The 10983-nt window shown below is 44.3% G+C and carries 6 protein-coding genes; all 6 read right to left on the bottom strand.

The features are described 5' to 3' along the window. Positions 1 to 315 precede the first annotated feature (315 nt). Entirely contained in the window at positions 316 to 2709 is a 2394-nt protein-coding gene (locus tag DIU38_RS31720; RefSeq protein ID WP_112653481.1) for an ABC transporter permease, read from the bottom strand. 76 nt (positions 2710 to 2785) lie between these two features. Continuing rightward, positions 2786 to 3142, bottom strand: a complete 357-nt coding sequence (locus DIU38_RS34315; RefSeq protein ID WP_244311246.1) for an ABC transporter permease — start codon at positions 3140 to 3142, stop codon at positions 2786 to 2788. Between the two features lie 211 nt (positions 3143 to 3353). Next, on the bottom strand, positions 3354 to 4850 hold the full coding sequence (locus DIU38_RS33685; RefSeq protein WP_208809209.1) for an ABC transporter permease: 1497 nt from the start codon (positions 4848 to 4850) through the stop codon (positions 3354 to 3356). Next, on the bottom strand, positions 4823 to 5143 hold the full coding sequence (locus tag DIU38_RS33680) for an ABC transporter permease (RefSeq protein ID WP_208809208.1): 321 nt from the start codon (positions 5141 to 5143) through the stop codon (positions 4823 to 4825). Before DIU38_RS33680 ends, DIU38_RS33685 begins: the two co-directional genes overlap by 28 nt. 250 nt (positions 5144 to 5393) lie before the next feature. Further along, entirely contained in the window at positions 5394 to 7823 is a 2430-nt protein-coding gene (locus DIU38_RS31710; RefSeq protein ID WP_112653479.1) for an ABC transporter permease, read from the bottom strand. A 168-nt stretch (positions 7824 to 7991) separates the two neighbouring features. Then, complete coding sequence (locus DIU38_RS31705) at positions 7992 to 10766, bottom strand: ABC transporter permease (RefSeq protein ID WP_243770606.1); 2775 nt, start codon at positions 10764 to 10766, stop codon at positions 7992 to 7994. Between the last annotated feature and the right edge of the window lie 217 nt (positions 10767 to 10983).

Here is a 10983-nt window from a genome sequence, read left to right as displayed (position 1 = left end):
AACAATTGCGCCATAGCAGCCGTTAGAGCCAAATTGACAGGCAAATGTAAGGTTTTGTGCCGAATGACGAAAGGATAATGCTTTAAAGCGTTATGCAGGGATGTAAGATTGACATTACGGTGTTTGTATTTGTTGTTGCCTGACTCAGAATGTCTGAACTCGAATTAAACGAATTAAAGAATTTTTGGAATTTGCCTGGCATCCGGTTAATTCATTAAATTCTATAAATTTAGGTTCAGAAAACTCCCACCCCACTGTCGTGAGGGCACGACAACGGGGGTAAAACTGATCTTTAATTTTTAATCACTAACCTCTCTATTCCGTTTTCAAACTTTTTACCGGGTTCATTGAAGCTGCTTTTATACTTTGATAACTTACCGTGAGCAGCGTTATGGCGATAGCTCCTACTGCGGTGAGGCCAAATATCCACCAGGATAAATCGGCCCGGTATTTATAATCCTGCAGCCAGCCCTGCATAAAGTAATAAGCCGTTGGTATGGCTATCAATAATGATACAGATACAAGGACCACAAATTCTTTCGACATTAATTGCCATAGGCTGAATATTGAAGCACCCAGCACTTTGCGTACACCAATCTCCTTAGTACGTTGTTCGGCCATGAACGATGCCATACCGAATAAGCCCATACAGCTGATAAAGATGGCCAGCAAAGTAAAGAAGCCGGCCAGTTTGCCTATGCGCTCTTCGTTGGTGAATTTACGGGCATACTCTTCGTCGGTAAACTTATATTCGAACGGGCTGCCGGGGGCATATTGTTTAAAAATTAACTCAATTTTGGCAATAGCATCATGGGCGCTCATTTTGGGGTTTAAGCGGATATCGACAAGGCCACCCGGGTCATTATCCAGTATAAATATTGACGATTTAACCGGTTCATACGGCGACGACATCACCATATCCTTTACCACGCCTATGATCTTGAATTTTTTACCCCAGTCGATTATTTCACCTACCGCGTGCTTAAAGTTCATGAAACGGGCGGCAGTTTCGTTCACGATCATGCTTGACGAATCGCCTGCATTGTTGCGTTCAAAATCGCGGCCTTCAATTAACTTCCACTGGGCAACCTTGCCAAACTCCGGACTAAGGGTTATCGTGGCGAAGTCATCCTGTAAACCTGCAGGTTTTCCCCGCCAGTTTAAGCCACTGTTATTGGAGTACACAGCAGTAAGCGGGCTACCAGACTCGGCAATTTCAATAATGGCCCCCGATTTAAGCAGATCGTTCCTTACGGCTTCAAAATGCTTATGAATTTCATCGGTACGCATATCTATCTGTACCAACCCCGTACGCTCATAACCGATAGGCCTGTTTTTGGTGAACTGCACCTGCCTGAACACGATGATGGTGCCGATGATTAGCGTAACCGACACAGCAAACTGCAGTACCACCAGTATTTTACGCGGCACTGCTGCATAGCGGCCGGCCTTGAATGTACCCTTCAAAACCCTAACCGGTTGAAAGGACGACAGATAAAATGCCGGGTAACTACCGGCAATTAGCCCTGTGATAATGCTGAAACTTAAACCCAGCAGCCAGAAAACCGCGTTGCCCCAAAGGATGTGCATGGTTTTATCGGCCACGCCATTGAACCACGATAGCGTGAGCTGCGCCAGTAAAACCGAAATTAAAAATGCGAACAACGCTAATATTACCGACTCGATAAAGAACTGGCTGATCAGCTGGCTCCTTAACGAGCCTACCGTTTTACGAATCCCCACTTCCTTGGCACGTTTCTCACTGCGGGCGGTACTCAGGTTCATGAAATTGATACAGGCCAGCATCAGCACAAACACGCCGATAATACCAAACATCCACACAAATTTGATATCGCCGCCAACATTAAAGCCATCTTTAAAGCTCGAGTAAAGGTGCCATTTACTCATTGGATGCAAAAACACTACCGGTTTAAAGCTGGCGCCAACATCGTCGCCCTGCGCTTTAATCGCATGCAGTTTAAGATCTTTGATCTCGGCAGATACTTTTTGGGCGTTGATGCCAGGCTTCAGTTGCGCAAAAATTTGCCAGGAGTTGTTACCCCAGCGGGTTTCGGCCCGTTTTAACCAGGCGGCGGTAGTCATATATAAATCCCATGGCGCTATGAAACCCAGCTCGCGAAACTCGGAATTATGCGGCATGTCTTCATAAACGCCGGTCACTTTAACATTCCATACATTATCTATTTTGATGGTTTTAAGCATCGGATCGGTATCACCAAACAAGGCCTTGGCCAGTGTTGCCGAAAGTAAAACTGATGATGGATCTTTCAAACCATCACGTGTACCCTTCAGCATTCTCAACGTAAGCAGATCAGGCGCTTCGGCCTGCATGTAACTTCCCTCCTTCGTGAGTTTTTTATCGCCATAGGCCATAATATGTCCATAGTTCCAGGAAGAAAGCACCACGTATTTAAAATCGTGCTTGTAGTCATTCCGCAATTTATAACCTAAAGGTATAGGCATAGCCGTTTGCGAACCTGTTACACCATTAAAAGTTTGATTTTGCCAAACCTGAACTATCCGGTCATAATTATCGAAGTTTTTATTGTAAGATAACTCGTCCCAGATCCACAGGCCAATAAGCATAGCTACCGCCATACCTACCGACAGGCCTGTAATATTGATAAGCGTATGCGCCTTGTTCTTAACAAGGTTTCGCCACGCAACGGTTAAATAGTTTTTAAACATGGTTCATTGGTTCACTTGTTCATTAGTTCATTGGTGTCTCGCTTCTCCTAACCTCTAATCTCCAACCTCTAACCACTTATTCCGATCGCAAATTCTTCACCGGGTTAGCCAGTGCCGCTTTTATGGCATGATAGCTTACCGTTAGCAAAGTGATTACCACAGCGCCAACTCCTGATGCCGCAAAGATCCACCAGGTTATGGTCGACCGGTATTCATACTTATGCAGCCAGTTGTTCATATAATAGTATGTTGCCGGAATAGCTATAAAGAGTGATATGGTAACTAAAACCACAAACTCGGTGGAGAGCAACCGCCACAAATTGGCTACCGATGCTCCCAATACTTTGCGCACCCCTATCTCCTTGATACGTTGTTCGGCAACAAATGAAGCCAGGCCGAATAAGCCAAGGCACGATATAAATATAGCCAGCACCGCAAATATGGTAGCGAGGTTGCCGATCCGCTGTTCGTCCGAAAACTTGCTCGCGTACTCATCATCATTAAACTTAAAATCAAACGGACTTCCGGGTTATATTTTTTGAACACGGGTTCTATCTTTTTTAAGGCTTCCTGCATGGGCATGGTTGGTTTAACCCTCAACGTTATGAAATTAACCCAGCCGGGCAACATCATAAATACAGTAGCTACAGGTTTTTGTAAGGCGATTCCATCACCATATCCTTCACCACGCCCGTAACAACATGATTCTGTTTGTTCCACCTGATCACTTTGCCCACCGGGTTTTTAATGCCGCTCATTTTCACTGCCGATTCGTTGAGGATAAAGGCACCGGTATCCGTTGGGAAGTTTCTTGAAAAATCGCGGCCCTGGATAATTTTCCAGCCTACGGTATGCCCAAAATCATAGGTTGTAGCAACGGTACCAAAAGTTGGATCGAAGCCTGCGGGCTTGCCCTCCCAATCGAAGCCTCCGTTATTTGCCCAAATCTCTGTGGTGGTACTGTTTGATTCGGCCATATCCTCAACCGCGCCGGTTTGGATCAGGTCGTTACGCATGGTTTCATAATGTCCGTAAATTTCAGGAGTCTTCATCTCGAAAGAAAGTAAGCCCGCACGCGAATAACCGACCGGCCTGTCTTTAGCATACTGGATTTGCCTGAATACGATAATGGTACCTATAATCAGCGCTATGGATACCGTAAACTGCACAACAACCAAAACCTTACGCGGCAGAGACGCAAAACGGCCGACCTTGAAAGTGCCCTTTAAAACCTTCACCGGCTCAAATGATGAAAGGTAAAATGCCGGATAACTGCCTGCTATGACGCCTGTAAATAAAGTAAAACCCAAAGCCAGGAGCCAAAACCAAACATTGCCAAATGGCATACCTATTTGTTTATCAGCAATATGATTAAATGATGGCAGCGCAATCAAAACTATACCCACCGTAACCACCAGCGCCAAACAGGCAAATATTACCGATTCGCTTAAAAACTGGTTAATGAGCTGTGAGCGCATAGAGCCGATAGACTTTCTGATCCCCACTTCCTTAGCACGTTTCTCACTTCGGGCGGTACTCAGGTTCATGAAATTGATACAGGCCAGCAACAACACAAATACCCCAATAATACCAAACAGCCAAACCATTTCAATAAGTCCGCCAACAGGTTTGCTGTTTTTAAAATCGCTGTACAGGTGCCATTTGCTCATGGGGTGCACCTGTATACTTTCATCATTCATCTTGAAATGTGGCTTGGTAATGTTTCTGATCTTAGCCGATACTTTATCAAAATCCACGTTATCGGCCAGCTGAACAAACAATGAGCAGCCATGATTATCCCATGCTCCCGTTTGCGTGCCCCACCAGTTGTTTTTATTAAAAAAAGGCATCAGGAACTTTGTTTCATAAAATGAAGTATTGCGTGGCAGGTCTTCATATACGCCGATAACTTTTAAGCTTGTTTTATTATCAGCTTTGATAGTTTTATTGACCGGATCGGCATTGCCAAACAGCGCTTTGGCAATTGATTGAGATATAACTATTGATGAAGGATCCCTAAACTCGGTATAACTGCCTCTTACCATATTCAATGCAAGCATGGCCGGCAAATCACCCTCGGCCCAGGCCCCAATTTGTGAGATCTTTTTATCACCTACCGAAAGAATATGCGCCCACCCCAAAAGAGCGAAGTATGTTTAAAATCGCTGGCATACTTAGTGCGCAATTCGGCACTCAGCGGCACCACGGTCGATCGAAAAGTAGGCGTTTCTCCATTTGCCGTTTGTGTAACCATAATCTGCCCCATGCGGTTGTAGGTGCTATGGTACTTATCAAACGACAACTCGTCCCAGATCCAAAGACCGATAAGCATGGCCACCGCCATCCCTACTGATAAGCCCGCAATGTTAATAAAGGCATGTACCTTGTTTTTAACAATGTTGCGAAACGCGATTTTGATGTAATTCTTTAACATGACTTAGTTCATTGGTTCACTTGTTCATTGCTATTTGCAATCATGTCATTGCAGCGTAGCAACCTCGTCGTACTTAACTCGACCGCGTTGCATGGCGTTTATGCATTTGTTACGAGATTGCCGCGTCGCGCCTACTCGTTACCCAGCCTGCTCTTCGCAATGACATAGATTATATTATTTCTTTAATTCCGAAATCGAACATCCGAATTCCGAAATCTTCCTAACCTCTAATCTCCAACCTCTAACCACTCTATTCCGCCTTCAAACTCTTCACCGGATTCATCCGTGCAGCCTTTATAGCTTGAGTGCTTACCGTTAGCAGTGCTATAACCATGGCCAGCACACCGGCCAGGGCAAACATCCACCAGCTTATAGTTACCCGGTATTCAAATGCCTGCAGCCATTTGCTCATGCCCCACCATGCTATTGGCGTGGATATTACAAGGGCTATCAGCACCAGTTGTATAAAATCTTTCGACAGTAACTGCACAATACCCGTTACACTGGCGCCGAGCACCTTACGTACACCTATTTCCTTACTGCGTTGTTCGGCACTGAAAGCTGCCAGGCCAAACAGGCCAAGGCAGGATATCACTATCGCCATCAGCGTAAAGGCATTAATAATTTGCGACAAGGTAACTTCAGTTTCATACTGCTTTTGCACCTCGGTATCTAAGAAAGAATATTCAAACGGTGCATCAGCAATGTCCTTGCGCCATAGAGCTTCCATTTTGCTCAGTAACGATTTATAGTTTTTGCTATCTGTTGATACCACCATCACATTAAACTGCCGCGGATCATTACGGTAAACCAGCATAAACGGCTTTACTTCCATATGCAGGGAGTTGTAATTAAAGTCCTTCATTACCCCGGCCACTTCAACAAAGGTTACCGGGTCCGGATCATATTGGGTATATAATCGTGTACCCGGAGCAGTCTGCGGGTTTAGTCCCAGTCGCTTACATAAGGTTTCATTAATGAGTACCCGGGTGGTATCCCCTATCCGGAAGTCCCGGCCGGCAATTATTTTAATACCGTTGGCTTTGGCAAAAAACTCATCGGTATTAATATTTTGTGCGTCGATAGCGGTAGTCATGTTGCCACCGGCTGGGTAAACCCCATGATCATGTGGTACAAACTGGCTCAGGTAATTATCAGCGTTGCTTACGGTTTTAACCTCGGCCAGTTGCCTTAAATCATTTGCAAAATTTTTCATTTTGCCTTGAGTAGTACCGGTATAAAAATTAAAGATGAGCTTTTGATTTTGGTCGAAGCCAAGGTCTTTATTCTTTACGAAATTGAGCTGACTGTAAATAACAATAATACCTGTTATAAGTACTATCGACAGCACAAACTGAAACACTACCAATGATTTACGGATCCCTGCTGCCGAAATATGACTGGTAAAATTCCCTTTGATCACCTTGATAGCCTTAAACGCCGATAAATAAAAAGCCGGATAGCTCCCTGCCACAAAACCGGTAACCACAACTATACACACCAGCATTAGCCAAAGCTTATAATTGCTAAAAAACGATAAATGAATATCTGTATGCGTTACCTGGTTTAAATAAGGCAGCAGAATTATAAGCATTGGTAAGGCTATTGCCACACCAATGAGCGTGAGCATAAATGATTCGCCTAAAAACTGTTTCATCAAATCACCCTGGCCGGCACCTATCACTTTACGTACACCAACTTCTTTGGCACGATTGGATGCCCGCGCCGTTGAAAGGTTCATAAAGTTAATACAAGCCACTACCTGTATCAACACAGCCACCAGTATCATAATGTATAGGAATGCAGGGTCGAGCGTTTTGGTTAGCTCATGCTCATGTCCTGGCGTTGTATGAATGGTAGTTACAGGCTGCAGGTGCAGCGCCTTTTTCATGCCGATGGCCTTCAGTTGGTCGGCACCATATTTATTTAAAAAGTCAGGAAGCTTTTTTTCAAGGGCTGCCGCACTGGCATTAGGGCGCAGCTTTACATAGGCATATAAAAAGTTATTACCGGCCCAGGCGGTATTCCGCCTTACATACTCGCCCAAGCCACCGCTGTTCATGGCCATAAACATGCTGGCATGAATGTGCGACCGGCCGGCACTTTCGTCAACAACCCCCATAACCTTAAAATCATGCTTGCCGAATGAATTATCGATAGAGATCATCCTCCCTATTGGATCCTCAGTACCGAAAAGTTTATCAGCAACCGGCTTCATTAATACAAGGCTGTAAGGCTCAGCCAGCACTTTACTAACGTTGCCGCTAACAAAATGAAAGTTAAACACATCAAAAAAGGTAGAATCGACATAAGCAGCATCCTGCTGATAAAATGATTTTTCTTTGTAGCGTAACAGGTGCTGCTTGGCCCCAAAACCCTCGGTAGTAACCAACCGGGTAAACTGCAAAACTTCGCCGAAATCGTTTTTCATAGCCGGCGCAATAGGCGGCGAACTTGCAGCGCCGTCATGTTTATCGCCGGTTAGCTCGAGCGTAGTTGTGATACGATAAATATCCTTAACATCTTTATGCTGCTTATCATAGCTATACTGATCCTGCACATACAGCAAAATATAAAGGCAGCACAGTGTGCCTGTAGCCAATCCCACTATATTAATTAAACTAAAGGTTTTGTTTTTCAACAAAAACCGCCATGCTGTTTTTAAATAACTTTTTAACATTTTAGTTGGTTCAATGGTTCATTCAAATATGTCATTGCGAGCGATAGCGTGGCAATCGCACGGAAGCAGAGCAGCTCTGTATAGCATGCGATTGCTTCGTGCCTCGCAATGACATGAATTATTATTTTCTTAATTCCGAAATCGAACATCTGACATCCGAAATCAAAACTACTCCGCTTTCAAACTCTTTACCGGGTTCATCAACGCGGCTTTAATGCTTTGATAGCTTACTGTAACCAGTGCTATCATAATTGCTGCCACACCTGCAAGGGCAAACATCCACCAGCTAAGCTGTACGCGATAGGTAAAATCCTGCAGCCATTGGGTCATTGCATAATAGGCTATCGGTGTTGCAACCACGATGGCAACAAACACCAGCTTTACAAAATTCACAGATAGCATAGTGGTGATATTACCAACGGTTGCGCCCAGTACCTTGCGAATCCCTATTTCCTTGCTGCGCTGCTCGGCCATAAAGGCGGCTAAAGCAAACAGGCCAAGACAGGCTATAATAATGGCCAATACCGCGAAACTTGTGAAAATACGCCCCATCCGTTGCACATCGGCATACATACTGGCAAAACGCTCGTCCATAAAAGTATAGCGGATGGGCTGGTTTGGTGCAAACTGTTTCCAGGTCGCAGTGATTTGGTCGAGCGCTTTTTTTACATCACCGGCTTTTATTTTCACGGATACTATCGATTCGCTTGGGCTTAAGTGCATCACCAATGGTTCAATGCCATCGCGCATCGAGTTAAAATTAAAATCCTGCACCACTCCGATAATGGTTTTACCCGGACCATAGTTAACTATCTTTTTCCCTATCGGATTTTTAAGTCCGAGTTTGTTGGCCATCATTTGGTTAATGATCACCGCCTGTGAGTCGGTTTTCATATCGGGGATAAAATCGCGGCCGGCTACCAGTTTAATGCCCAGTGTTTTGAGATAATCATGATCCACATCCCAAAACTGACCACCTACAGTAGGATCAATCTTTTCTCTTCCCTCAATAACAAATTGGTTGCCATTACGCTTAGTGCCCGAAACCGGTAAAAAATCGCTGATAGATGCACTTTTAACTGTGGATAGTTTCAACAAGTCGCTTTTAAATGGTTTCACCTGGTTATCAAGCGTATTGGTACCCTGTATCATCACCACCTGGTCTTTCTCAAAACCTACTTTTTTGTTAAGCAGGTATTGCATCTGGTTATAAATAACTACCGTACTGATGATGAGGATAATAGATGTAGCAAACTGGAAAACCACCAGCACATTACGCAATACCGAACTTTTACTTCCGGTACTTAAATTGCCTTTAAGCACTTCGGCTGGTTTAAAGCCCGAGAGGTAAAACGCAGGATAAATGCCCGCCACAATGCCAATTAAGAATGCCGCTGCCAACACTACCGGCACTAACCACCAAACCGCCCACGGCATAATAAGCGATTTGGACGCCAGCGTATTAAAATATGGCAGTAGTATCCAGGCCAGGATCAGGCCTAATACAAACGAGAAAAAGCTATACAATAATGATTCGGCCAAAAACTGCCTGATCAAACCACTTCGCTGCGAGCCAACTACTTTACGTAACCCAACCTCTTTGGCCCTGTTAGCCGATTTGGCTGTAGAAAGGTTAATAAAATTGATACAGGCAATCACCAAAATAAAACCGGCCACCGCCCCAAACAACCACACGAAACGGATATCCCCGTGCGACATGCCATCATGAATATCGTACGAGCGTAAATTGATGTCCTGTACATTCTGTACCATCAAGTTAAACATACTCATTACCCTGCTGGCCCGTTTATCGCCATTGCGTGTCATGCTGGGGATGTAATAATTTTTCAGGATGCCATCATTTACCTTTTTATTAAACTGTGCTATGTTGGTGCCGGGTTTCAGCGCCATATATATATGATAATTATTGGCATCCCAGGTTGCCTGTTCGCCATTCCAGAACTCGACACCGGCAAGGGTGATGAAAAACTTAAAATCGTGCAAATGCGAATTATTGGGGATATCCTGCATTACTGCGGCTATTTTAAAAGGTTTGGTTTTGTTATTGTTTAGGTACATTACCTTACCTACCGGGTTTTGACCGGGAAAGTATTTATCGGCCTTGCTTTTTGAGATCACCATACTCAAGGGCTCGCTTAAGGCACGTTTTGGGTCGCCGTAAACCATGGGCAGGTTTAAAATATCAATCAGCCCCTGATCTGCATAGGCAAACCCTTCTTCGTGGGTATTATCGGCCTGGTCGGCACGCTTTAACTCATTTGCACCGGCACCCCAAAACAGCGAGTTTGGCATTAAACGCCCTGATTTCTCTACTTCCGGATAGTCCTGTTTGGTCACCTTAGCCATCACCGAAGGCCAATCAACACCTTTTTCATCTACCGAGCCATCGTGGTAGTGCCCAAGCAAGCGATAAATATTAGCGGCATTAGGGTAACTTTTATCAAAACTCAACTCATCGCGAATGTAGAGGGCAATTAGCAAACAGGCCGCAATACTAAACGCAAAGCCACCAATTTTAATAGCAGTATACATTTTTTGCTTGCGCAACTGTCTTAAGGCAACCTTCAGGTAATTTTTGATCATGGCTATGCTGTTTAAAAATGGCTTATGTTGTTGTAGTTTTTCAGTCTTATAATTACGCTGTAGTACTTTCACTTGCTTAGCCGGGCCCTCCGCTGCAAGTTCCGGTGCCTTTACACCTTCAATATCTTTAATTTTTGCCTGGATTTTACTGAACAAGGCCGAACCATTGTCTGCCGGCTTTTCTTCTCCATCATCCCACCATTTCGACATGAGCTTTAGCTGGCTATGCAATTCAGGATGTTGAGCCAGCAACGCATTTAGCTCAGCCAACTCCCTTTCCGAAGCTTCGCGGGCTAACTTCTTTGAAGCCAGGTTCCAAACGTGGTCATCTAAGTTCATATCTCACAGGTTGTCAGTTTATTGATAGGCAGTACACTACTGTTTTGGTAGATAAAAGCCATGCCATTTATATAAATAACTAAAAATCAATAATTTATATAAAAATCGTCGTTATTACTGTACGATAGCGTACATCTGGTGTTCGGTTTTAAGCAGAGTCATTTCCTTCCTGAACAAGTATGATAACACCAGCTGCAAACAGAACGTCTTTAACCAA

The sequence above is a fragment of the Mucilaginibacter metallidurans genome (assembly GCF_003286435.2).
GTDB classification, from domain to species: domain Bacteria; phylum Bacteroidota; class Bacteroidia; order Sphingobacteriales; family Sphingobacteriaceae; genus Mucilaginibacter; species Mucilaginibacter gossypii.
Note: the sequence above shows the minus strand (reverse complement) of the source record. Positions and strands in the feature narration are given on the sequence as shown.

Excerpts from the sequence above, each read along its gene's own strand:
- DIU38_RS33680 (WP_208809208.1), bottom strand. The coding sequence starts at position 5,143 with ATGTTAAAGAATTACATCAAAATCGCGTTTCGCAACATTGTTAAAAAC.
- DIU38_RS31705 (WP_243770606.1), bottom strand. The coding sequence starts at position 10,766 with ATGAACTTAGATGACCACGTTTGGAACCTGGCTTCAAAGAAGTTAGCC.
- DIU38_RS31720 (WP_112653481.1), bottom strand. The coding sequence starts at position 2,709 with ATGTTTAAAAACTATTTAACCGTTGCGTGGCGAAACCTTGTTAAGAAC.
- DIU38_RS31710 (WP_112653479.1), bottom strand. The coding sequence starts at position 7,823 with ATGTTAAAAAGTTATTTAAAAACAGCATGGCGGTTTTTGTTGAAAAAC.